Source organism: Pelagerythrobacter sp. (assembly GCF_041912895.1).
GTDB lineage: Bacteria > Pseudomonadota > Alphaproteobacteria > Sphingomonadales > Sphingomonadaceae > Pelagerythrobacter.
On sequence record NZ_JAYSGI010000004.1, the window covers coordinates 38,954 to 60,381 of the forward strand.

Annotated in this window: 20 protein-coding genes, 1 tRNA gene and 1 riboswitch; of the genes, 7 read left to right on the forward strand and 14 right to left on the reverse strand. The window is 68.7% G+C overall.

Annotated features, from left to right (window positions below; genetic code table 11):
- Window positions 1–22 precede the first annotated feature (22 nt).
- The 3 genes from gcvPA to ACE3QC_RS12175 are packed head-to-tail and all read left to right on the forward strand — an operon-like array spanning window position 23 to window position 3,736.
- A complete protein-coding gene (gene gcvPA / locus ACE3QC_RS12165; RefSeq protein WP_374408606.1) occupies window positions 23–1,384 on the forward strand; it encodes an aminomethyl-transferring glycine dehydrogenase subunit GcvPA in 1,362 nt (453 codons plus the stop codon).
- The gene (gene gcvPB / locus ACE3QC_RS12170; protein WP_374408609.1) at window positions 1,381–2,988 is read left to right on the forward strand and encodes an aminomethyl-transferring glycine dehydrogenase subunit GcvPB; all 1,608 of its coding nucleotides are present in this window, start codon (window positions 1,381–1,383) and stop codon (window positions 2,986–2,988) included. The genes gcvPA and gcvPB overlap by 4 nt, the downstream gene beginning before the upstream one ends.
- 13 nt (window positions 2,989–3,001) lie before the next feature.
- Complete coding sequence (locus tag ACE3QC_RS12175; protein WP_374408611.1) at window positions 3,002–3,736, forward strand: hypothetical protein; 735 nt, start codon at window positions 3,002–3,004, stop codon at window positions 3,734–3,736.
- Here the strand turns inward: ACE3QC_RS12175 and mmsB are convergent.
- From mmsB to ACE3QC_RS12215, 8 genes are all read right to left on the reverse strand, one after another.
- The gene (gene mmsB, locus ACE3QC_RS12180) at window positions 3,723–4,589 is read right to left on the reverse strand and encodes a 3-hydroxyisobutyrate dehydrogenase (protein WP_374408613.1); all 867 of its coding nucleotides are present in this window, start codon (window positions 4,587–4,589) and stop codon (window positions 3,723–3,725) included. The genes ACE3QC_RS12175 and mmsB overlap by 14 nt on opposite strands.
- 14 nt (window positions 4,590–4,603) lie before the next feature.
- Window positions 4,604–4,849 (reverse strand): hypothetical protein, encoded by a 246-nt coding sequence (locus tag ACE3QC_RS12185; protein WP_374408616.1) that lies wholly within the window; start codon window positions 4,847–4,849, stop codon window positions 4,604–4,606.
- Window positions 4,846–5,628, reverse strand: coding sequence for an enoyl-CoA hydratase-related protein (locus ACE3QC_RS12190; RefSeq protein WP_374408618.1), 783 nt, complete (start codon window positions 5,626–5,628; stop codon window positions 4,846–4,848). Before ACE3QC_RS12190 ends, ACE3QC_RS12185 begins: the two co-directional genes overlap by 4 nt.
- A 91-nt stretch (window positions 5,629–5,719) precedes the next feature.
- Complete coding sequence (locus ACE3QC_RS12195; RefSeq protein ID WP_374408620.1) at window positions 5,720–6,769, reverse strand: enoyl-CoA hydratase/isomerase family protein; 1,050 nt, start codon at window positions 6,767–6,769, stop codon at window positions 5,720–5,722.
- A 121-nt stretch (window positions 6,770–6,890) separates the two neighbouring features.
- Window positions 6,891–8,036 carry an acyl-CoA dehydrogenase family protein gene (locus ACE3QC_RS12200; protein WP_374408622.1) on the reverse strand — a complete coding sequence of 382 codons (1,146 nt, stop codon included), beginning with the start codon at window positions 8,034–8,036 and terminating at the stop codon, window positions 6,891–6,893.
- A 63-nt stretch (window positions 8,037–8,099) separates the two neighbouring features.
- Complete coding sequence (locus ACE3QC_RS12205; RefSeq protein ID WP_374408624.1) at window positions 8,100–8,417, reverse strand: I78 family peptidase inhibitor; 318 nt, start codon at window positions 8,415–8,417, stop codon at window positions 8,100–8,102.
- Window positions 8,418–8,428: 11 nt separating this feature from the next.
- Window positions 8,429–8,926 (reverse strand): hypothetical protein, encoded by a 498-nt coding sequence (locus ACE3QC_RS12210; RefSeq protein ID WP_374408626.1) that lies wholly within the window; start codon window positions 8,924–8,926, stop codon window positions 8,429–8,431.
- Window positions 8,927–9,004: 78 nt separating this feature from the next.
- Window positions 9,005–10,501 (reverse strand): CoA-acylating methylmalonate-semialdehyde dehydrogenase, encoded by a 1,497-nt coding sequence (locus ACE3QC_RS12215; RefSeq protein ID WP_374408628.1) that lies wholly within the window; start codon window positions 10,499–10,501, stop codon window positions 9,005–9,007.
- A gap of 222 nt (window positions 10,502–10,723) precedes the next feature.
- On the opposite strand from ACE3QC_RS12215, the gene ACE3QC_RS12220 reads away from it, so the two are divergent.
- From ACE3QC_RS12220 to ACE3QC_RS12230, 3 genes are all read left to right on the forward strand, one after another.
- Window positions 10,724–12,286, forward strand: a complete 1,563-nt coding sequence (locus ACE3QC_RS12220) for an MFS transporter (protein ID WP_374408918.1) — start codon at window positions 10,724–10,726, stop codon at window positions 12,284–12,286.
- 38 nt (window positions 12,287–12,324) lie between these two features.
- A tRNA-Gly gene (locus ACE3QC_RS12225) sits at window positions 12,325–12,398 on the forward strand.
- 28 nt (window positions 12,399–12,426) lie between these two features.
- Window positions 12,427–12,618, forward strand: coding sequence for a DUF1289 domain-containing protein (locus ACE3QC_RS12230; RefSeq protein ID WP_374408630.1), 192 nt, complete (start codon window positions 12,427–12,429; stop codon window positions 12,616–12,618).
- Here the strand turns inward: ACE3QC_RS12230 and ACE3QC_RS12235 are convergent.
- From ACE3QC_RS12235 to ACE3QC_RS12245, 3 genes are read right to left on the reverse strand one after another with little or no spacing between them, the layout of a single operon-like run.
- The gene (locus ACE3QC_RS12235) at window positions 12,596–13,369 is read right to left on the reverse strand and encodes an ABC transporter ATP-binding protein (protein WP_374408632.1); all 774 of its coding nucleotides are present in this window, start codon (window positions 13,367–13,369) and stop codon (window positions 12,596–12,598) included. The two genes, ACE3QC_RS12230 and ACE3QC_RS12235, sit on opposite strands and share 23 nt — an antisense overlap.
- Window positions 13,366–14,349 (reverse strand): FecCD family ABC transporter permease, encoded by a 984-nt coding sequence (locus tag ACE3QC_RS12240; RefSeq protein WP_374408633.1) that lies wholly within the window; start codon window positions 14,347–14,349, stop codon window positions 13,366–13,368. Before ACE3QC_RS12240 ends, ACE3QC_RS12235 begins: the two co-directional genes overlap by 4 nt.
- On the reverse strand, window positions 14,346–15,182 hold the full coding sequence (locus ACE3QC_RS12245) for an ABC transporter substrate-binding protein (RefSeq protein WP_374408635.1): 837 nt from the start codon (window positions 15,180–15,182) through the stop codon (window positions 14,346–14,348). The genes ACE3QC_RS12240 and ACE3QC_RS12245 overlap by 4 nt, the downstream gene beginning before the upstream one ends.
- A 172-nt stretch (window positions 15,183–15,354) precedes the next feature.
- A riboswitch (cobalamin riboswitch) is annotated at window positions 15,355–15,566 on the reverse strand.
- 132 nt (window positions 15,567–15,698) lie between these two features.
- On the opposite strand from ACE3QC_RS12245, the gene ACE3QC_RS12250 reads away from it, so the two are divergent.
- Window positions 15,699–16,316 (forward strand): response regulator, encoded by a 618-nt coding sequence (locus tag ACE3QC_RS12250; RefSeq protein WP_374408637.1) that lies wholly within the window; start codon window positions 15,699–15,701, stop codon window positions 16,314–16,316.
- Here ACE3QC_RS12250 and ACE3QC_RS12255 read toward each other — a convergent pair.
- From ACE3QC_RS12255 to ACE3QC_RS12265, 3 genes are read right to left on the reverse strand one after another with little or no spacing between them, the layout of a single operon-like run.
- On the reverse strand, window positions 16,302–18,569 hold the full coding sequence (locus ACE3QC_RS12255; RefSeq protein WP_374408639.1) for a sensor histidine kinase: 2,268 nt from the start codon (window positions 18,567–18,569) through the stop codon (window positions 16,302–16,304). The two genes, ACE3QC_RS12250 and ACE3QC_RS12255, sit on opposite strands and share 15 nt — an antisense overlap.
- Before the next feature lie 34 nt (window positions 18,570–18,603).
- On the reverse strand, window positions 18,604–19,332 hold the full coding sequence (locus ACE3QC_RS12260; protein ID WP_374408641.1) for a sigma-70 family RNA polymerase sigma factor: 729 nt from the start codon (window positions 19,330–19,332) through the stop codon (window positions 18,604–18,606).
- Window positions 19,329–21,407: a flagellar biosynthesis protein FlhA gene (locus ACE3QC_RS12265; RefSeq protein WP_374408920.1), complete on the reverse strand. Its 2,079-nt coding sequence runs from the start codon at window positions 21,405–21,407 to the stop codon at window positions 19,329–19,331. The genes ACE3QC_RS12260 and ACE3QC_RS12265 overlap by 4 nt, the downstream gene beginning before the upstream one ends.
- Window positions 21,408–21,428: the final 21 nt, after the last annotated feature.

A 21,428-nucleotide genomic window follows, 5' to 3' on the forward strand; every position in this document is an offset into this window, starting at 1 on the left:
CCCGCAAGGGACAGATAACGAGATGCGCTACCTCCCCCTGACCGACGCCGATCGCGGCGCGATGCTGGCCAAGATCGGCGCCAGTTCGATCGACGACCTGTTCGTCGACGTGCCCGAGCACGCGCGGCTGTCCGGCCCGATCGAAGGCCTGCCGCTGCACGCCAGCGAGATGGCGGTCGAAAAGCACATGCGGCGGCTTTCCAAGAAGAACCTCGCCGCCGCCGATGCGCCGTTCTTCCTCGGCGCGGGGGCCTATCGCCACCACGTGCCCGCCAGCGTCGACCACGTGATTCAGCGCGGCGAGTTCCTGACCGCCTATACACCTTACCAGCCCGAGATCGCGCAGGGCACGCTGCAAATGCTGTTCGAGTTCCAGAGCCAGGTCGCGCGGCTCTACGGCTGCGCGGTGGCGAACGCGAGCATGTACGACGGATCGACCGCGTGCTGGGAAGCGGTGGCGATGGCGGGCCGGGTGACGAAGCGCAAGCGCGTGGTGCTCTCGGGCGCGCTGCACCCGCATTATGCCGAAGTCGTGAGCACGATGGCCAAGTTCACCGAGGACGAGATCGCGGGCGCGCTGCCTTCGCTGACCGCCGTACCCGACAACGACGGGCTGATTTCGCGGATCGACGACGCGACGAGCTGCGTCGTGGTGCAATATCCCGACATCCTCGGCCGCATCCCCGATCTCGCCGCGATAGCGGAGGCCGCGCACGAAAAGGGCGCGCTGCTGATCGCGGTCAACACCGAGCCGGTGGCGCTGGGCGTGATCAAGGCACCGGGTGAGCTGGGTGCCGATATCGTCGTCGGCGAAGGGCAGGCGATCGGCGTAGGCCTGCAGTTCGGCGGGCCCTATCTCGGCCTGTTCGCGGTGCGCGATCCCAAGCACGTACGCCAGATGCCCGGCCGCCTGTGCGGCGAGACGCAGGATGCCGAAGGCAAGCGCGGCTTCGTCCTCACGCTTTCGACCCGCGAGCAGCATATCCGCCGCGAAAAGGCGACCAGCAACATCTGCACCAATTCCGGCCTCTGCGCGCTGGCGTTCTCGGTGCACATGACGCTGCTGGGCGAGGAAGGGCTGCGACGGCTCGCGGCGTGGAACCATGCGTTCGCAGGCAAGGCGGCCGATGCGCTGGCGGCGATCCCCGGTGTCGAAGTGCTGAACGACAGCTTCTTCAACGAATTCACCGTCACGCTCGGCACCGACGCGCGCGAGGTCGTGCGCCAGCTGGCGGACGACGGCATTCTCGCGGGTGTTTCGCTCGGGCGGCTCTATCCGGGGCATCCCAAATTCGCGCAGGGCCTGCTGGTCGCGGTCACAGAGACCACGACCGAGGAAGATATCGCAACGCTTGCCGCTGCGCTGCGGGAGATACTGGCATGAACGCGCCCAACAAATCCGGCTGGAAGCCCGAGATGACCGCCGCCGACGACGGTATGCATGAAGGTCCGGCCACCGCCACCGGCAACCGCGCGCTGATGCTGGAAGAGCCGCTGATCTTCGAAATCGCGGGGAACGACACCACCGGCGTCGACCTGCCCGACATCGGAGAGGGTGCCAACCGCCTCGGCGGGATGGAGCGCACCGCGCCGATCGGCCTGCCCGGCCTGTCCGAACCGGAAACGATCCGCCACTATACCCGCCTCAGCCGCCAGAACTACGCGATCGACCTCGGGCTGTTTCCGCTCGGCAGTTGCACGATGAAGCACAATCCGCGGCTGAACGAGAAAGTCGCGCGGATGCCCGGCTTCGCGGACGTGCACCCGCTCCAGCCCGCCTCGACCGTGCGCGGCGCGCTGGAGGTCATCAACGAACTCGCGTTCTGGCTGCTCGACCTTACCGGCATGCACGGCGTCGCGATGAGCCCCAAGGCGGGCGCGCACGGCGAGCTGTGCGGCATCCTGTGCATCCGCGCCGCGCTGGAGGCGCGCGGGGACGCGCGCGAGGTGATCCTCGTGCCCGAAAGCGCGCACGGCACCAACCCCGCGACCGCCGCCTTCGCCGGCTACCGGGTGGAGGATATTCCGGCGAACAAGGACGGGCGCGTCGATCTCGAAGCGCTCAAGGCCCGGCTCGGGCCGGACGTCGCCGGGGTGATGATAACCAACCCCAACACCTGCGGCCTGTTCGAACGCGACATGAAGGCGATCTCCGATGCGGTCCACGCCGCCGGCGGCTTCGTCTATTGCGACGGGGCGAACTTCAACGCCATCGTCGGCAAGGTGCGCCCAGGCGACCTCGGCGTCGATGCGATGCACATCAACTTGCACAAGACCTTCTCGACCCCGCACGGCGGCGGCGGGCCGGGTTCGGGGCCGGTGGTGCTGAGCGAGGCGCTCTCGCCCTACGGTCCACTGCCGTTTACCGCGCGCGACGGGGACGGCGTGGTTCACCTCGTCGAGGAAGAGAACGCCGCCGAGTTCGAGCATACGCAGGCGTTCGGTCGCATGACCGCGTTCCACGGGCAGATGGGCATGTTCACCCGCGCGCTCGCCTACATCCTCAGCCACGGCGCCGACGGATTGAAGCAGGTCGCGGAGGACGCGGTGCTCAACGCGAACTACATCCTGCGCAGTCTCGACGACTTGCTGGAGGCCCCCTTCGGCCCGAGCGGCCCGTGCATGCACGAGGCATTGTTCGGCGACAAAGGCTTCGGCGAGGGACTGTCAACCCTCGATCTCGCCAAGTCGCTGATCGACGAAGGCTATCATCCGATGACGATGTATTTCCCGCTCGTCGTCCATGGCGCGATGTTGATCGAACCGACCGAGACCGAGAGCAAGGCGGGCCTCGACCAGTTCATCGCCGCCCTGCGCAGCGTCGCCGAGCGCGCGAAGGCGGGCGATGCCAGCATGAAACAGGCCCCCTACTACGCCCCGCGCCGCCGCCTCGACGAAACGCTGGCGGCAAGGAAGCCGGTGCTGGCTTGGCAGGGCGATGCCGCACCCGCAGGCACGCCGACGCGTAGCGAGCAAGGCGGAAGCTGACGGGCGGCCTGGCTTGCGGATCGTCTTCAGCCGCAAGGGATTCGACAGCGCTTCGGGCGGCGGGGCCTCGCCGATCGTGAATGGCCGACCGCTGAGCCTGCCGATCCCGGCGGGGGCCGCCTCGCGCACGACGTATGGCGATCTCGGGCTGGGCGATCATGCAGAGAGGGCCAGCCGGGGGCGGATCGGCGGGAGCGAGTTGTGCCATCACGATCCGATGTTCCTGGCCGGCGGGACCTGCCTGTTCGGGCAGTGCGGCGCAGCGCAGACGCATCTGGCGAACCGGGGCGTAGGCGAGGGCGACGTGTTCGTGTTCTTCGGCCTGTTCCGCGAAGAGGCGGGCGGCGAGCCGCATCACCGGATCTTCGGCTATCTCGAGGTCGAGGAGGTGGTCGATCTCGCGCGCTGTGACGGCGCCGCGCTCGCCGAATTGCAGGCGCTCGACCACCCGCACGCGATCGCGCCGCACGCGCGCAACGACACGATCTATCGCGGGCCGGGTGTCATGGCCTCGACCGCGCCCGATGCTTTGCGGCTGACCGTGCCCGGCGGCCCGCCGAGCCTGTGGCAACGGGCCGAATGGCTGCGGCGCGGCGGGTTGAGCTATCACGATCGGGCCGACCGCTGGCTGCCCGGCGGGCGGCTGCGCAGCGTGGCGCGCGGTCAGGAATTCGTCGCCGACGTCGGCCGCCGCAAGGCCCCGCGCGAATGGCTGGCGCGGGTGCTCGCGGCGATCAGAGCGACTTGATGATCGCGGAGAAGTCCAGCGCGCCGTGCTCGGCGGCGAAGGCTTCGTAGAGGTCCTTTGAATGCTGGCCGAGCGGGGTGGACGTGCCTGCGGTTTCGGCGGCTTCCATCGCCAGCTTGAGGTCCTTGAGCATCAGTGCGGTCGCGAAGCCGCCCTTGTACTCGTTGTCCGACGGGCTCTGCGGGCCGACGCCGGGGACGGGGCAATAGCTGGTCATCGACCACGATTGGCCGGTCGCCTTCGACGAGATGTCGTAGAACACTTGGCTGTCGAGCCCGAGCTTCTCGGCCAGCTTGAAACCCTCGCACGTGGCGATCATCGTCGCGGCGAGGATCAGGTTGTTGCACAGCTTGGCCGCTTCGCCCGCGCCCGCGTCGCCCGCGTGGATCACCGCCTTGCCCATCGCGGAAAGGATCGGCTCGGCGCGTGCGAAAGCCTCGGCGGTGCCGCCGACCATGAAGGTCAGCGTGCCACCGTTTGCCGCCGCGATCCCGCCCGAAACCGGCGCGTCGACCATCGCGTAGCCTTGCGCGCTCGCCGCTTCGGACAGCGCGCGGGTGGTGGCGACGTCGATCGTCGAACAGTCGAGCACGATCGCGCCTGCGGGCGCATGGCCGAATACGTCGCCTTCGAGCACCGATTTCACGATTCCGCCGTTGGGCAGCATCGTGACGACCGCCTCGACGTCCTGCACGGCCTCCTTGGCGTCGGCGAACACCACGCAGCCATTGCCCTGCGCCGTGCCGCGCGCCTCGTCGCTGAGGTCGAACGCGCGCACCTCATGCCCCGCCTTGACGAGGTTCGCGGCCATCCCGCCGCCCATATTGCCGAGGCCGATGAAGGCGATTTTCATGTTACTCTCTCCACTCAAACAAGTAGCACTATCAGGCCTAGGCAAATCATTGCCGGTCCGAAGATGAGCATAAGGAGCGGCTGCAGATAGGCTGTCGCTCGATCCCACTGATTGACGGGCAGTGGCTCGGCCCTGCCTAATTTCAGGATTGCAGCTTCGATCAGACTAATACGCTCTTGGTGACGATGCTTCCAACCGGAAGCGCCGAGCCAGACAAACAGCAGCCCGAAACCGATCAGCCCAATGCCTTTGATGATCACCGCCCCTTCCACTGCCCCTCGCGCTTCTCGATGAACGCGGCCATGCCTTCGGCCTTATCCTCGCTCGCGGCGAGGATCTGAAAGATGCGGCGTTCGATCACGAGGCCCTGGTCGAGCGTGGTCTCGAACGCGGCGTTGACCATTTCCTTGTTCGCGACCGTGGCCATCGGCGGCATTCCCGCGATCGTGGCCGCGGTCTTCAACGCTTCGTCGAGCAGGCTGTCGTGCGGCACCACGCGCGCGACGAGGCCGCTGCGCTCGGCTTCTTCGGCGTCCATCATCCGGCCGGTGAGGCACATCTCCATCGCCTTGGCCTTGCCCACCGCGCGGGTCAGGCGCTGGCTGCCGCCCATGCCCGGCGCGACGCCGAGCTTGATCTCGGGCTGGCCGAATTTTGCCTTCTCGCTCGCGATGATGAAGTCCGCCATCATGGCCAGCTCGCACCCGCCGCCGAGCGCGAAGCCGTTGACCGCCGCGATCCACGGCTTGCGGGTCGCCTTGACCAGGTGGCTGGTCCAGCGCGCGAAGAAATCCTCGTTGTAGAATTCGGCCGCGGGCTTGTCGGCCATTTCCTTGATGTCGGCGCCCGCGGCAAAGGCCTTGTCGCCGCTACCGGTCAGCACCGCGCAACGCTGGCCGCTGTCTGCCTCGAATGCGGCGAACGCGGCGACGAGGTCTTCCAACACCTGCGAATTGAGCGCGTTCAACGCCTGCGGACGATTGAGCGTGATCAGCGTGACCGCGTCTCGCTGTTCGACGGTGATGGTTTCGTAGCTCATTTCTCTCTCCGTCATCCCAGCGAAAGCTGGGATCGATTTCTGCAATGTCGATCCGCGCGGCCAGCGATCCCAGCTTTCGCTGGGATGACGGCTAGGCCAGCGGCCGCCACTCCTCCCCTTCGGGCAGCGGGGCGAAGATCGCGTCCAGCAGTTCCTCGCTCACGTCTTCGGGGGTCGCCGGGTCCCACTTGGGATCGCCGGTCTTGTCGACGATCACCGCGCGCACCCCTTCCGCGAAATCGGGGCGCAGCAGCACGCGGCTGGCGATGCGGTATTCGTGTTTCATGTTCTCGGCGAAGTCGGTCAGGCCCTTCGCCTCGGCGAGCTCGCGCAGCGCGACCTTGCAAGTCTGCGGGCTCTTGGTGCCGAGCGTATCGCGCTCCTTCGCCGCCCACTCGCCGTCATCCGCTTCGAGGCTGGCGAGCACATCCTCATAACGGTCGGAGGCGAAATGCTTGGCGATCTTGTCGGCATTGGCCGCGATGCGCGCTTCGGGCGGGGTGACCGACAGTTCGGACAGGATACCCCCGATGCGCGCCGGATGCTCGGCGATCCGCGCCTTGGCTTCGGCCAGTTTCTCGCTCGGCAGGTAATGCGTCGCGAGGCCCGCCCACAGGCACTCGGTCCCGTCGAGCCGCGCACCGGTGAGCGCGAGGAACTGGCCGATCCGCCCGCCGAGACGCGACAGATACCAGCCGCCGCCGACGTCGGGGAACAGGCCTATCCCGGTTTCGGGCATGGCGAAGCGGGTGTTCTCGGTCGCGACGCGGTACTTCGCCGGCTGGCTGATGCCGACACCGCCGCCCATCGTTACCCCGTCCATGAACGCGACGATCGGCTTGGCGTATGCGAACATCTGGTGGTTGAGCTGGTATTCGTCGTGGAAGAACTTGCGCCCCGATACGCCGCCGTCGTTGAGCGCCGAGTGGCGCAACAGGTTGATGTCGCCCCCCGCGCAGAAGCCCCGGCCCTCGGCATGATCTAGGATCACCGCCTCGACCGCGTCGTCGCCGGCCCATTCGGCCAGCGCCGCGCTCATCGCGTGGCACATGTCGAGCGTCAACGCGTGCAGCGCCTTGGGCCGGTTGAGCGAGATGTGTCCGGCGCGGCCATGGGTGTGGATGTGGACTTGGTCGGTCATGATATTGGCCCTTCGAGACGCGTCCTCAGACTTCGTCTTCGTCCGCTCCTCAGGATGAGCGAAATGCATGAAACCCGCTCATCCTGAGGAGCGAGGACGCATGTCCGAGTGTCTCGAAGGGTCACTGCCGCAACAGGTCCCGGCCCACGATCATGCGCATGACCTGGTTGGTGCCCTCCAGAATCGAATGCACGCGCAGGTCGCGCCAGAAGCGCTCGATCGGGTATTCCTTGAGATAGCCGTAGCCGCCGAACAGCTGCAGCGCGTCGTTCACCACCTTGCTGCCGCTGTCGGTGGCGAGGCGCTTGGCCATGGCGGAGAACTTGCTCTTGTCGGGCGCGTTGTCGGTCACCTTGGCGGCGGCGAGGTAAAGTAGCGCGCGCGCCGCCTCCAGGTCGGTCGCCATGTCGGCGAGCATGAACTGGGTGTTCTGGAAATCGGCGATCGGCGTGTCGAACTGCTGGCGTTCCTTGGTGTACTTCACCGCTTCGTCCAGGCAGCGTTGCGCCCCGCCGAGCGAGCAGGCACCAATATTGAGCCGCCCGCCGTCGAGCCCCATCATCGCGAAGCGGAAGCCTTCGCCCTCGTCGCCGACGCGGTTGGCGACCGGCACCTTCGCATCCTCGAAGATCATCTGCGCGGTCGGGCTGGCGTTCCAGCCGAGCTTCTTCTCGGGCTTGCCGAAGCTGAGGCCGGGGGTGTCCTTGTCGATCACCAGGCAGGTGATGCCCTTCGTCTTGTGCTCGCCGGTGCGCACCATCACTACGTAGAAATCGTTGAACCCGCCGCCCGAAATGAACTGCTTGGTGCCGTTGAGCACGTAGTGATCGCCCTCAACGCGCGCGGTGGTCTTGAGGCCCGCTGCGTCGGAGCCCGAGCCCGGCTCGGTCAGCGCGTAGCTGGCGATCTTTTCCATCGTGACGAGCTGCGGCAGGTACTTCGCCTTCACCTCGGCTCCGCCGAAGCGATCGATCATCCACGTCGCCATGTTATGGATCGAGACGTAGGCGCTGGTGGCCGGGCAGCCGTAAGCCATCGCCTCCATGATTAGCGCCGCTTCGAGCCTACCGAGCGCGATGCCGCCCGACTCCTCGGACACGTAGATCGCGCCGAAGCCGAGCTCGCCGGTCTTCTGGATCACGTCGCGCGGGAAATGGTGGTTGTCGTCCCACTCGGCCGCAAACGGCGTGATGTTGTCGGCGGTGAAGCGCTGCGCCATCTCCTGGATGGCGAGCTGGTCGTCGGTAAGCTGGAACTGTCCGGTCATGCCGCGGGCTCTAGCGACGTGCGCGGGCGGAGGAAAGGGGCGGACCCGCCGCCCCCACCCGTCTCATCCGCAAGTGATTTCGGTGATCGTCATCGCGCGGTCGTAGCGCACGTTCACCCGGTCGGGGCGGAAGTCCATCGTCCACGCGGAATCGGGCGGACCCCAGCGAAGCTGCTTGGCGCCCGCTTCGCGCTGGATATTCGCGCCGATTTCACCGGTGACCTTCTGGCCGACGAAGGACTGCGCGGCCGCGGCATCGCAGGCTCCGGTATTGCCGCCGGCATCGGGCATGTCGCCGCCGCCGTCGTCGGGCGCGGTGGTGGCGCAGGCGGCGAGCAACGCGGCGGGCACCAGCGCGGACAGTGCTATGGTGGTCTTCATCGCAGGTCTCCTCAGGCGCACTTGGTGTAGGTGAGCGGGTCGGCCATCGCTTCCTCGCCGTATTCGGTGCGCACGAGCTTGTCGTCACCCTGCGCGGCGAGCATCGTGTCGCGGTTCCATTCCATGCCTTCGCCGGTGAAGGCGAACTGGGCGCGGATCGAGGTGTCGCTGCTCTGCGCGACTTCGCCGAGCGTCGCGCGCGATTCGTAGAACTTGATGCTGCTGCCATCGACCGTGATCAGCCCCTTGGCGTCGCCGCGGGTCGAGGTGCAGTCGGCGGGCACGAGGCCCCAGCGCCCTTGCAGCGCGGCGGGGATCGTGGTCGCGGCCTGGCCGCCGGCGGCGGGCGGACCGGCACCGTCACCGATGCCGCCATCGGGCTCGACCGGAATCGGGCTTTTCATCGCATCGGGCTGCGTGTCGGCGCCGGGCGCGGTCTCGTCCGCCGGGGCGCCGCACGCCGCGAGAGCGAAGGCGGGGAGCGCGGCGAGGGCTATTGTCAATCGCATGAACGGTCTCCTGTCGGTCTGCCCACCCTCAACACGCGAGCCGCGCGGTTTATCCCGCATTTCGCCGCGCTGGTTCACTCAACCCATCGTCGGGATGACGAACGCGTTCGATCCGTCCCCGCCGCCATCGGGCCAGCGCTGGGTGACGGTTTTGACCTTGGTCCAGAACTTGAGGCCCTCGGTGCCGTACTGGTTGGTGTCGCCAAACGCGCTGCGCTTCCACCCGCCGAAGCTGTGGTAGCTGACCGGCACCGGGATCGGCACGTTGACCCCCACCATGCCGACCTCGACGCGGGATGCGAACTCGCGCGCGGCGTGGCCGTTGCGGGTGAAGATGGCGACCCCGTTACCGTACTGGTGCTCGCTCGGCAGGCGCACGGCTTCCTCGAAATCCTTCGCGCGCACGATCTGGAGGACGGGGCCGAAGATCTCCTCCTGGTAGGACTTCATCTGCGGGGTGACGCGGTCGAGCAGCGTGGGGCCGACGAAGAAGCCGTCCTCGTGGCCCTGAAGCGAGAACCCGCGGCCGTCGACCACCACTTCGGCGCCTTCCTGCTCGGCGGTGTCGATCCAACGCTCGATGCTCGCCTTATGCTCGGGGGTGACGACCGGGCCGTAATGCGCGTCCTTGTCGTTCGAGACGCCGACCCGCAAAGCGCCGATCGCCGGGATCAGCTTTTCGCGCAGGCGGTCGGCGGTATCCTCGCCCACCGGCACCACGACCGGCAGCGCCATGCAGCGCTCGCCCGCCGAACCGAACGCGGCACCGGCGAGGTCGTTCACCACTTGGTCGAGGTCGGCGTCGGGCATCACGATGCCGTGGTTCTTCGCCCCGCCCATCGCCTGGACGCGCTTGCCGTTGTCAACCCCGCGCTTGTACACGTAGTGCGCGATGTCGGAGCTGCCGACGAAGCTGATGCCCGCGATGTCGGGATGATCGAGGATCGCGTCGACCATCGTCTTGTCGCCATGGACCACCTGCAGCAGGCCTTCGGGTGCGCCGGCTTCGCGGAACAGTTCGGCGAGCCGCACCGGCACGCTCGGATCGCGCTCGCTGGGCTTGAGGATGAAGGCGTTGCCTGCGGCGATCGCCATGCCGAACATCCACATCGGGATCATCGCCGGAAAATTGAACGGGGTGATCCCCGCGCCGATGCCCAGCGGCTGGCGCATCGAATAGACATCGATCCCCGGCCCGGCGCCCAGCGTGTACTCACCCTTCAGCACCTGCGGGATGCCGCAGGCGTATTCGATCACCTCAAGTCCGCGCTGCACGTCGCCCATCGCATCGTCGACCACCTTGCCGTGTTCGCTCGACAATAGTTCGGCGAGTTCCCGATGGTTCTTCTCGACCAGTTCCTTGAACGCGAACATCACGCGGGCGCGCTTCTGCGGATTGGTCATCGCCCATTCGGGCTGGACCTTCTTCGCCGCCGCCACCGCGCGGTCGAGCAGCGCGGCGTCGCCCAGCGCGACCTCGGCCTGCACCTCGCCGGTCGAAGGGTTCCACACCTTGTGCGTCCGGCCCGCGGAACCTCCGGCTCCTCCGCTCATGAAATGGTCGATCCGGCGCATGTGGTTTCTCCTGTAACTTCCGTGCGGGTCTCTAGCCGAGCAGGTGGTCGGCGCAAGGGGCGAACCGAGCTTGCCGCGCTGCGCGAATGAGCTAGTCTCCCGGCAAAACGGGCAGAGGGGAATGACTTGGCTCAAGGCGGCAACGAGGGAACGGGCGGCTCCGTTCCGGCGGGTTCCGATGCGGTCGGCGCTGCGCCAGGCGCGGGGCAGAGCCCGAAGCTGGTGATCGCCGCAAGCTCGCTCGGGACGGTGTTCGAGTGGTACGATTTCTACCTCTACGGTCTGCTTGCCGGGATCATCTCGGTGCAGTTCTTCTCCGGCGTGAACGAGACGACCGGCTTCATCCTCGCGCTCGCCGCCTTCGCTGCGGGGTTCGCGGTGCGTCCGTTCGGCGCGCTGGTGTTCGGGCGGCTGGGCGACGTGGTCGGGCGCAAGCACACCTTCCTCGTCACCATGGCGCTGATGGGCCTTTCGACGTTCGCGGTTGGGCTGTTGCCGAGCTACGCCAGCATCGGGGTCGCGGCGCCGATCGCACTGGTCACGTTGCGCCTGCTCCAGGGCCTCGCGCTGGGCGGCGAATACGGCGGAGCGGCGACGTACGTGGCCGAACATGCGCCCGACGATCGCCGCGGCTTCTATACCAGCTTCATCCAGACCACCGCGACCTTCGGCCTGTTCGCCGCGCTGCTGGTGGTGATCGGCCTCAGGACCTGGCTGGGCGAGGAAGCCTTCGCCGACTGGGGCTGGCGGGTGCCGTTCCTGATCTCGCTGGGGCTGCTCGCGGTGTCGCTCTGGATCCGAATGCAGCTCGAGGAAAGCCCGGTGTTTCAGAAGATGAAGGCCGAGGGGACGACCTCGAAGCGCCCGCTGCGCGAGGCGTTCGGCCAGTGGCGCAACCTCCGGTGGGTGCTGATCGCGCTGCTCGGCGCGGTCGCGGGGCAGGCGGTGGTCTGGTACACCGGGCAATTCTACGCGCTGTTCTTCCTCGAGCGGGTGCTCCAGGTGGAGGGCGCGACGGCGAACATCCTGATCGCGATCGCGCTTGCCATCGGTACGCCGTTCTTCGTGGTGTTCGGCTGGCTGAGCGACAGGATCGGGCGCAAGAAGATCATCATGGCCGGACTCGCGCTCTCGATCGCCGGCTATTTCCCGCTGTTCGCCGCGCTGACCGACGCCGCCAACCCCGCGCTGGCCGAAGCGCAGGCGCGCGCGCCGGTGACGGTCCACGCCGATCCGGCGACCTGCGCGTTCCAGTTCGATCCGGTGGGCGGCCAGAGCTTCGACACCACCGGCTGCGACGTGGCCAAGTCCGCGCTCGCCAAGGCCGGCATCCCCTATGCCAACGCGGCGGACGGCGACGGCGAGATCACCGTGGGCGAGCGCACGATCGCGCCGGGCGACCTGACGACCTACGCCGACCGGATCGCGGTCGCCGTGGCCGAGGCCGGCTATCCCGCGACCGCCGATCCGGCGCGGATCGACCGCGTGCGGGTGGTCGCGATCCTCACCGCGCTCGTGCTGCTGGTGACGATGGTCTACGGGCCGATCGCCGCGCTGCTGGTCGAACTGTTCCCGAGCCGCATCCGCTATTCGGCGATGAGCCTGCCCTATCATATCGGCAACGGCTGGTTCGGCGGCTTCCTGCCGACGGTGAGCTTCGCGATGGTCGCGGCGACGGGCAATATCTATTTCGGCCTGTGGTATCCGATCGCGATCGCCGCGCTGACGCTCGTGGTCGGGCTGCTGTTCCTGCCCGAGACCTTCCGCCGCTCGATCCGCGATTGACCGTCGCGCGGGCTTGCGGCAAAGGCGCTGGCGCTCAAGCGGGTGTAGCTCAATGGTAGAGCAGCAGCTTCCCAAGCTGACGACGAGGGTTCGATTCCCTTCACCCGCTCCACCGCCTTTGCTGCGATAGCTTCCGGTTCATGACCGACGCCGTTCCATCGCCCTGTCGCAACATATGCCGGCTCTCGCCCGACGGATCGCTGTGCGAGGGATGCGGACGCACGCTGGCGGAGATCGGCGCGTGGACGGGCGCGAGTGAAGCCGAACGGGCACGGATCGCGCAGGCCGCGCGGGTGCGGCTCGCGGCGCTTACAGCGGCCCGGAAATCGTAAGCGTCACCGCCGCGCCGTGTCGCTCGACCTGCGCCGCGACCCCGAACACCTCGGCCAGCCGCTCGGCGGTCATCGTCTCGGCGGCGGGGCCATCGGCGACGATCCGGCCGTCCTTCATCCAGATCAGCCTTTCGGCATAGCGCGCCGCGAGCGCGAGGTCGTGGACCACGGTCAGCACGCCGCGCCCGGCGCGCGCCGCATCGGCGAACAGCCGCGCGACTTCGTGCTGGTAGCGCGGATCGAGCGCGGCGACGGGCTCGTCGGCGACCAGCAGCGGGGTTTCGGCGGCGAGCGCGCGGGCGAGGTGGACGCGGGCTAGCTCGCCGCCCGAGAGCGTGTCGGCCGCGCGATCCTCGAACCCCGCGAGGCGGCAGGCACCGATCGCGCGCGCAACCGCCGCCGCGTCGCCGTGCGAAAGCCTGCCCGGAGCGGCGCCGTGGGCGAAGCGGCCGAGCGCGACCACGTCGCGCACCGGCATCGGCCAGGCGAGCGGACGCGCCTGCGGCAGATAGGCGACCTTGCGCGCGCGCGCCGCGGGGGAGAGGCCGCGCACGTCCGCGCCATCGATTGTCGCGCGGCCCGCGTCGGGCGCGAGCAGGCCGAGCGCGAGGCGCAGCAGCGTGGTCTTGCCCGAGCCGTTGGGCCCGATCAGCATAGCGAGTTCGCCGGGCGCGAGGCGCAGGCTCGCCTCCTCGACCAGCGGCGCGCCGCCGACGTGCCGGGTCAGCGCATGGGCTTCGAGCGCGCTCATCCGCCGAGCCTCCCGCGTGCGGCGATCCACACGAAGACCGGCGCGCCGATCAGCGCCGCGACCACGCCGAGGCGCAGTTCGGCATCGGTCGGCAGCAGCCGCACGCCGATGTCGGCGAGCACGAGGATCAGCGCGCCGAGCAGCGCCGAGGGGATCAGCAGCCGCGCCGGATCGTGCCGCACCAGCGGGCGCACGAGATGCGGCGCGACGATCCCGACGAAGCCGATCGCGCCGGCGAGCGACACCGCCGCGCCGGTCGCCAGCCCCGCGCCGAGGATCACCATGAGCCGCTGACGCCGGAGGTCGAGCCCGATGCCCTCGGCCGCCTCCTCGCCCAACGCGAGCGCCGCCAGCCCGCGCCGCGCCGCGAGCATGATCGCGATGCCGAGCGCGAGGAACGGCGCGGCGTAGGCGAGATCGGCGACGCTGCGGTTGGCGACCGTGCCCAATGTCCAGTTGATCATGTCGGCCAGCGTGAAGGGGTTGGGCGCGAGGTTCATCAACAGCGCCATCAGCGCGGCGGAGAAGCTCGACAGCCCGATGCCGATCAGCAGCAGCGTTACCGCCGAGCGGGTGCGCAGCGCGGCGAGGGCGACCAGCAGCGTCGCCGCCAGCGCACCGCCGATCGCGGCGAGCGGCAGGACCAGCGGGCCTATGTTCGCAAGGCCGAAGAACAGCACGAAAGTGGCGAACAGCGCCGCGGTGGCCGAGACGCCGAGGATGCCCGGTTCGGCCAGCGGATTGCGCAGCAGGCCTTGCAGCGCGGCGCCGCTCATCCCTAGCGCTGCGCCGACCATCGCGGCGGCGAGCGCGCGGGGCAGGCGAATCTGCCACACGACGATCGCGTCGCCCGGATTGCCGTGCAAGCCGAGCCCATCCAGCAGCCGCGCGGGCGAGAGCGGGGTCGAACCGAGCAGCAGCGCGAGCGCGATCGCGGCCAGCAGCGCGAGCGCGAGCAGAGCTTTGGCACGGGCGGTCATCGGATCGCCTCGCGCGCTTCGGCCAGCGCCTCGACCGCATCGACCAAGAACCATCCGCCGCAACTCGTCCATGCGCCTTCGAGCGGCACTGTCGGCGCGCGCGCGGTCTGCGCCCGGGCGACCGGGTGGCGCGCGACGCTCCAGGCGTCGGCCCCGTCGAACGAAGCCGCCACGATCACGTCCGGCCGTTCGTAGGCGAGCCGTTCGAGCGGAAGCGGGTTCCAGCCCGGCCGCTGCTGAAAGTTCGCCAGCCCGGCGGCGGTCAGCACTTCCTGGACCAGCGTCCCTTCGCCCGAAGTCACGCCCCCCGGGGTCATGTATAGCGCCGTGGGGCGCGGCCCGGCGGATGGCGGGAGAGCGGCGAGGCGGCGGTCCATGTCGGCGGCGACCCGCCGGGCCTCCGCCGCCGCGCCGAGCGCGCTGCCCACGCGCACGACCTCGTCGCGCACTTCGGCCAGCGTCTGCGGAAAACCGATCTGCACCACCGGCACGCCGAGCTCGGTCAGGAAACCTTCGACCTCGGGCCCGCCACCGTAGGAGCGCACGACCAGATCGGGCTGGAGCGCGATCACCTCGGCCGCGCGCGGACGCACGATCGGCAGGCCCGCGGCCCGCGCGCGCATGTAGGAGAAGCGCTTGCCGGCATCGGGAGACAGCGCCGCGATCGCGCCGCGGTCGGCGAAGCGCAGCACGTATTGATCGGCGCAGTAATCGAGGCTGACGACGCGCTGCGGCGCACCGTCGGGCGGCGTGGGCGCAGGCGCGGGGGTGCAGCCTGCGGCCAGCAGCGCCGCGAGCATCGCGAACAGGGCGGAGCGCGCGTGTCGGCGCATCGCATCGGCTCCCCAAACGCACCGGCTCTCGCGGGGAGGGCATCGGAGCCCCGCGCAGCCTCGACAGTCGTGGCCCGCCGCGCCGGAAAGGCGCGACGCCGGAAGCCCGGCCGGTGGCTGTCGTTTCGGCGGGAAAGCCATGCTTCCCGTCCGCTGGAGCTGACCCGGCTCCCCGGACGAACGACGCGACGGCAGGTTTCCTGGCTTGCGGATCGGCGCCCTCGGACCGTCTTCCCGGCGCCGCCCACGGGATGGAGCGGCGGCCAGTGACGTGGTGGCCCGGGACTCCCCGCCTACAGTTGCGGGCACAGCGCCGGCGTCGAACCGGCTTCCCTCTCGGCCTTGCGCATCGCTGCGCGCGGCACCGTCTGCCCAGGAACCTGCGAGAGACGGCGGCCGGTGTCAATCCCGCGTGCCGGCGGCGCACCTGCGCGGCCCAAGAAAAATTCGGGTTGCCCGGTTTCGCCGCGATGGCGCACAATGCAGGCCTCAAGCCCTCGGCCGGATGCGCCCGCGATGACCGTCAAGCACAAGATCCTGATCGTCGACGATCATCCGATCATTCAGGACGGCCTGCGGATGCTGTTTGCCGGGCACCGCGATTTCGAGATCGTCGGCGCGCTCGATCACGCTTCCACGGTGAGCGCCTTCGTCCGCTCGCAATCGGTCGACATCGTGATCCTCGATCTCAACATGCCCGACGTGCGCGGGGTGAACGTCCTCGCCGAGATCGTCGGATCGAACGATATGACGGTCGTCGTTCTCACCGGCGAGAGCCAGTTGGGCGAGATCGACTATGCGATCAAGCTCGGCGCGCGCGGAGTGGTGAGCAAGGCCGACCCCCCGCGCGAGATCGTCGCCGCGTGCGAAGCGGCGCTGACTGGCGAAGTCTACCTCTCGCCGCAGATACGCGAAGGGATGATCCGGCTGAGCGAAGTGCCGGTGGCGCTGTCGTCGCGCCAGATGGCGATCCTGCACTATCTGGCGCAGGGCGAGAGCAACAAGGAAATCTCGTATCGCCTGTCGATCGCGCAACCGACGGTCTCGTTCCATATCGCCGAACTGCGGCGCAAGCTGGACGTGGCCAACAACCGCAAGATCGTCGAGCGCGCGCAGGAACTAAACCTGCTCTGACGCTCGCGCGAACGCCGGGTGCTCGCGCATCTCGCGGCACAGCGGCTTGACCAGCATCACGGCGACCGATTCGGCGAGCCGGCCGCGGGTGATCGTCGTGTCGTCGTACGTCGCCGCCGCCGGCTGGAGGCCCCGAGCACGGGCTTCGCCGAGCGCGCCCTCGAAGGCTTCGCGGCGATCGAAATCGAGCACGCGCCAGCCCGGCGTCGCCGCGTCGAGTTCGTCCGCGGTGCAGATGCTCACTTCGGGGCAGGCGCAGGGCAAGGTGATCTGCAGCCGCGTGCCGGCGGGGCCGGACGAGACGACGTCCAGCTTGCCGAACAGGCTTTCGATCAGGCGCCGGGCGGAGCGAAAGCCCGAGCCCGATCCGCGCCGCTCGTCGCCCGCGGTCGATCGCGGCGCGCTGTCGTCGCGCAGTTCGCGCACGAGTTCGTCGGACATGCCGATACCCGTGTCGACGATCTCTATCACCGCCAGGCCGCCCTCGGCCCGCATCGCGATCCGCGCGCCGCCCGCCTCGGTGTAGTGGTAGGCGTTGCTGAGGAGGTTCGCGAGCGCGCGCATCAGCATCGGGCGGTCGGATATCACCACCGCCCCCTCGTCGATTTCGGCTTCGAGCGAGAGCCCCTTCGCGGCGAACGGGGCCTTGAACATCATCGTCAGCGGCTCGACCAGCGCGCCGCCCTTGAACGCGCTGAGCGCGAGGAAACCGGATTCGCTGCCGACCAGCGCCGCGCCCGACATCGTGGTGGCGGCGATCCCGCCCAGATAATCGGCCGAACTGCGCAGGATCTTCGCCAGCTCGCGGTTCGATCCGGGCTGATCGTCGCGCTCGAGCACGTCGACCGCGCTGTTGAGCGCGAGGATGACCTGGCGGCTGTCGTGGCCCGAGGCGTGCAGCAGCGCGTTCTGGCTGTTGACCGTGGCGAGCGCGAAAGCCTTTTCTTCCGCCAGCTTTGCCGCACTTTCGCTGATCGCCAGCCGCTCGGCCATCGATTGCGCATAGTTCGCGTCCGCCGCGCGCTTGTCGGCCTGGATCTTCTCGAGGTTCAGACCCAGCGCGAGCGTGACCATCAGCGATTCGAACAGCCCCACCGGGCCGGCCAGATGCCAGTTGATCGGCAGCCACGTGAACACGCCCATCGAGGCGATCGCGGCATAGACTATGAACAGCGCGAGACTGCCCCAGCCGATCAGCAGCGGCCAGAGCTGGGGGCCGATCCGGCGGATCGCGGCGAAGCCGATAAACGGCAGGAACAGCGCCACTCCCACCGTTATGAGCCAAGTGGCGAGGTGGAGAGCGTTGCGCAGCGCGGGATCAAAGAACGCGAGGCCGGTCTGGAGCGCGATCACGGCGAGGCTCGCCGCGATCAGCAGCCGGAGCGCGAGGTCGCGCCGCGGGAACAGCGTGCGCGTGCGCACGAAGCTGCGCGCGAACTGCGCCATCGCCGCGGCGAAGGCGCACTTGATCGCATCCTCGATCGCCAGCCCGAGCACCGGGCTGTCGGCGAGGAAGAAGATCGTGAAATAGCCTTCGGCGTGGATCGTGGTGAGCACGAAGAAGCCCTGCGCGAGCGCGAGCCAGGCGAATTCGCGGTGCCCGGTGATGGAGAAGAACAGGAAGTTGACGAAGACCAGCACGCCCACACCCAGCACCACGCCCGCGACCATGGCAATGTTCGCACGGCGATCCTGGAAGAAAGTGCCGTAGGTCTCGATCCGCAGCGGCATGTAGGTCGAATTGTCGGACAGGAAATCGATTACGATCGTCTTCTCCTGCCCGGGCTCGAGCACCAGCTCGGTGCTGAACGCCTGGTAGGTCCGCAAGTTCTCGCTCGCCGCCGCGGGGTCGGTGCCGTCGACCAACAGCTCCAGCCGGTCGCCGGAAATTTCGTACAGCCGGAAATAGCTGAGCGAACCGCGCCCGGTGGTGAGGATCCAGCTTCCCGCGCGGTCGCCCGCGTTGCGCACGCCGAGCGCGATCGCGGTGCGCTGGCCCGGAGGCCCGAAATGGACCGCGCGCCCCGCGATCGGCCGCATCGGTTCGGTCAGGATGCGTGCGGGCGACAACGCACCCACCGCGCCGAGATCCTTCGAGTAGCGGACATAGGGGGCGACCGGCGGCGCGTCCTCGCCGGGCTGGAGCTGGGCTACGGAAAGCGGTTCCTGCGCCGCGGCGGGACGCGGCGAAAGCGCCAGCATGCATGCCAGCACGAGCGCCCCCAAGGCGACGATCCAACCCCCCTGTTGCATCGGACCGGAAGTCTTGCCCGGCCCGACCGGGTTGTCAATTCATGTCGATCGCCGCCAACGCCTTGCGCATCTGCGCCAGCGCGGCGGCTTTGAGCTGATGAACGCGCGGCACGCTGACCGACAGCACGGCGGCGATCTCCGACAGATTGAGTTCCTCGACGAAATAAAGCTGGATCACGAGCTGGTGGCGATCGCCGAGCGATCCGATCGCGGCGATCAGGCTTTCGCGGTCTTCGCGCTGGAGAACCTGCCGCTCGGCGTCGGGCTCTTCCGAAGCGAAGGCGACGTCGGTTTCGGAATAGCATTCGTCGATCGAGGCGATGCGCGTTTCCGCCAGCTCGCTTTCGAGCCGGAGATAGTCGTTCGTGCTCATCCCGAGCCCTTCCCCGAGTTCGGCGGCGGAAGGCTCGCGTCCCAGCTCGCCGTGCAGCTTCGTTTTCATGTCTTCGATCATGCGTCGCCTAGCCCGCGCGCCGCGCGGATCGGGCGAGGCGCTGCGCAGCAGGTCGACCATCGCGCCGCGCACGCGCAGCTTGGCGTAGGCGGCAAAGCCGTCGTCGCTCGGCGAATCGTGCCGCTGTGCGCATTCGGTGAGGGCGACGAGCCCGGCCTGCATCAGGTCCTCGACGTCGATCGTCGGCCCCCCGCTGCCCGACAGGTGCCAGGCAAGCTTGCGCACCATCGGCAGGAACCGGGTCACCCGGTCGCCGACGGGCTCGCGATAGGCCTCCGCGGCGGAAAAATGCGAATGGTCGAGCTTCATGCGGCCATGGCCTCCATGCCGGTTTCCTGCGTCGGGGCGATGGGCGGCGCGGCGCCGTTCTCGCCGCCGACGACCGCGATCACCTCGATGGGTTGCGCGACGGGCAATTCGTTGATCGAGAGAACGGCGCAGCCCGGCGCACGCAGGCGCAGCAGCCCGGCGAGCGGGCGGCGGGCGCGCGGCTGGACGATCAGCGCGGGGGTGCCCGCGCCAGCCGGGCGTTCGGCCAGGATCGCCGCGATCCGCTCACCGATCGAGCGCGCGAGGTCGGGTTCGATCACCACGTTGCCGCTGACCGGATCGTGCATTCCGCCGACGACCATCTCTTCCAGTTCGGCCGCGAGCGTGATGACCGGCAGGCGCTGGTCGGGCGGGCACAGGCTGCCGACGAGCATCGGCCCGAGATCGGCGCGCAGCATGTCGACCAGCTTTTCGTGCTCGGTCGTCTGCTGCGCGGCCTGCGACAGGCTCGCGAGCACCGGGATCGGATGCGCGAGCGTGATCCCGTCGGCGAGCAGCGCGCGCAGGAGGCGCGTGATCGCGGCGAGCGAGAGCGGCTGCGGAGTGATCGTCTCGACCAGTTGCGCGTGGCGATCGCGCACCATGTCGAGCAGTTCGCGCACCTGGTCGGGGCCGAGCAGGTCCTGCGGGCGGGCGGAGAGAAGCTGGTTGACGTGGGTGGCGACGACGCTCTCGGCATCGACCACCAGGTAGCCCTCGGCCACCGCGAGATCGCGCGCCGAGGCGTCGATCCACACCGCCGGGCAGTTGAAGCTCGGGTCGTGCGTCGCTTCGCCCGGGAGCGGACCGAGCTGGCCCGCGTCGCCGGTGTCGATCGCCAGTAGGCGGTCGGCGCGCAGGCTGCCCGAGCCGAGCGGTGCGCCGCCCAGCGTGATGCGATAGCGGTCGGGCGCGAGGTCGAAGCTGTCGCGGATGCGGAATTGCGGGACGACGAAGCCGAACGCCTGGCACAGCTGGCGGCGCAGCCCGGTGAGCCGCGCGACGAGCGGCGCGCCGCGCTTCTCGTCGGCGAGGTGCACCAGCCCGAAGCCGAGTTCGACCGTGACCAGCGCCTGCTCCGACACGTCCTCGATCGCGATCCGGGTGGGATCGGGCGCGGGCGCGGGCTCGGCGGCGGGGACGAACTTCTTGCGCTTGCTCAGCACACGCCACAGCGCGAAGGCCACCGCGGCGAGCGGCAGGAAGACGGTCTGCGGCATCGCCGGGATGAAGCCCATCGCGGCGAGGATGCAGCCGACCGGCAGCCAGATGCCGGGTTCCGCGAACTGCCCGCCGATCTGGCCGGTGAGGTCGCGGGTGTCGGACACGCGGGTGACGATCACCGCGGCGGCGATCGACAGCAGCAGCGCGGGGATCGAGGCGACCAGCGCGTCGCCCACCGCGAGGGTGACGTAGAGCGCGCCCGATTCGCTCGCCGAGAGGCCATGCGAAACCATGCCGAGCACGAAACCCGCGACGATGTTGACCAGCAGGATCAGCAGCGCCGCGATCGCGTCGCCCTTCACGAACTTGCTTGCACCGTCCATCGAGCCGTAGAAGTCAGCCTCGGTCGCGATCTCGCGGCGGCGGGCCTTGGCTTCCTCGGCGGTCATCAGGCCCGCGGCGAGGTCGGCGTCGATCGCCATCTGCTTGCCGGGCAAGGCGTCGAGCGTGAAGCGTGCGGACACTTCCGACACGCGGCCCGCGCCCTTGGTGACGACGACCAAGTTGATGATCATCAAGATCATGAACACGAACAGGCCGACCGCGAAGTTGCCGCCGATCAGGAAGGCGCCGAACGCCTCGATCACCTTGCCCGCCGCAGCCTCGCCCTCGTGCCCATTCATCAGCACGACGCGGGTGGAGGCGACGTTGAGCGCGAGGCGTAGCAGCGTCGCGAACAGCAGGACGGAAGGGAAGGAGGAGAAGTCGAGCGGCTTTTCCGCGTTCATCGCCGCCATCAGCACCGCGACCGAAAGCGCGATGTTGAGGACGAAGAACACGTCGAGCATCATGGGCGGGATCGGCACGACCATCAGCACGATGATCGTGAGGATGCCGACCGGCAGCGCCATCGAAGGCGCGAGGAAGCTGCG

Excerpts from the sequence above, each read along its gene's own strand:
- gcvPA (WP_374408606.1), top strand. The coding sequence starts at position 23 with ATGCGCTACCTCCCCCTGACCGACGCCGATCGCGGCGCGATGCTGGCC.
- gcvPB (WP_374408609.1), top strand. The coding sequence starts at position 1,381 with ATGAACGCGCCCAACAAATCCGGCTGGAAGCCCGAGATGACCGCCGCC.
- mmsB (WP_374408613.1), bottom strand. The coding sequence starts at position 4,589 with ATGAAAATCGCCTTCATCGGCCTCGGCAATATGGGCGGCGGGATGGCC.
- ACE3QC_RS12190 (WP_374408618.1), bottom strand. The coding sequence starts at position 5,628 with ATGAGCTACGAAACCATCACCGTCGAACAGCGAGACGCGGTCACGCTG.
- ACE3QC_RS12195 (WP_374408620.1), bottom strand. The coding sequence starts at position 6,769 with ATGACCGACCAAGTCCACATCCACACCCATGGCCGCGCCGGACACATC.
- ACE3QC_RS12200 (WP_374408622.1), bottom strand. The coding sequence starts at position 8,036 with ATGACCGGACAGTTCCAGCTTACCGACGACCAGCTCGCCATCCAGGAG.
- ACE3QC_RS12205 (WP_374408624.1), bottom strand. The coding sequence starts at position 8,417 with ATGAAGACCACCATAGCACTGTCCGCGCTGGTGCCCGCCGCGTTGCTC.
- ACE3QC_RS12210 (WP_374408626.1), bottom strand. The coding sequence starts at position 8,926 with ATGCGATTGACAATAGCCCTCGCCGCGCTCCCCGCCTTCGCTCTCGCG.
- ACE3QC_RS12215 (WP_374408628.1), bottom strand. The coding sequence starts at position 10,501 with ATGCGCCGGATCGACCATTTCATGAGCGGAGGAGCCGGAGGTTCCGCG.
- ACE3QC_RS12230 (WP_374408630.1), top strand. The coding sequence starts at position 12,427 with ATGACCGACGCCGTTCCATCGCCCTGTCGCAACATATGCCGGCTCTCG.
- ACE3QC_RS12235 (WP_374408632.1), bottom strand. The coding sequence starts at position 13,369 with ATGAGCGCGCTCGAAGCCCATGCGCTGACCCGGCACGTCGGCGGCGCG.
- ACE3QC_RS12240 (WP_374408633.1), bottom strand. The coding sequence starts at position 14,349 with ATGACCGCCCGTGCCAAAGCTCTGCTCGCGCTCGCGCTGCTGGCCGCG.
- ACE3QC_RS12245 (WP_374408635.1), bottom strand. The coding sequence starts at position 15,182 with ATGCGCCGACACGCGCGCTCCGCCCTGTTCGCGATGCTCGCGGCGCTG.
- ACE3QC_RS12250 (WP_374408637.1), top strand. The coding sequence starts at position 15,699 with ATGACCGTCAAGCACAAGATCCTGATCGTCGACGATCATCCGATCATT.
- ACE3QC_RS12255 (WP_374408639.1), bottom strand. The coding sequence starts at position 18,569 with ATGCAACAGGGGGGTTGGATCGTCGCCTTGGGGGCGCTCGTGCTGGCA.
- ACE3QC_RS12260 (WP_374408641.1), bottom strand. The coding sequence starts at position 19,332 with ATGAAGCTCGACCATTCGCATTTTTCCGCCGCGGAGGCCTATCGCGAG.
- ACE3QC_RS12265 (WP_374408920.1), bottom strand. The coding sequence starts at position 21,407 with ATGGCGCTGCCGGTCGGCATCCTCACGATCATCGTGCTGATGGTCGTG.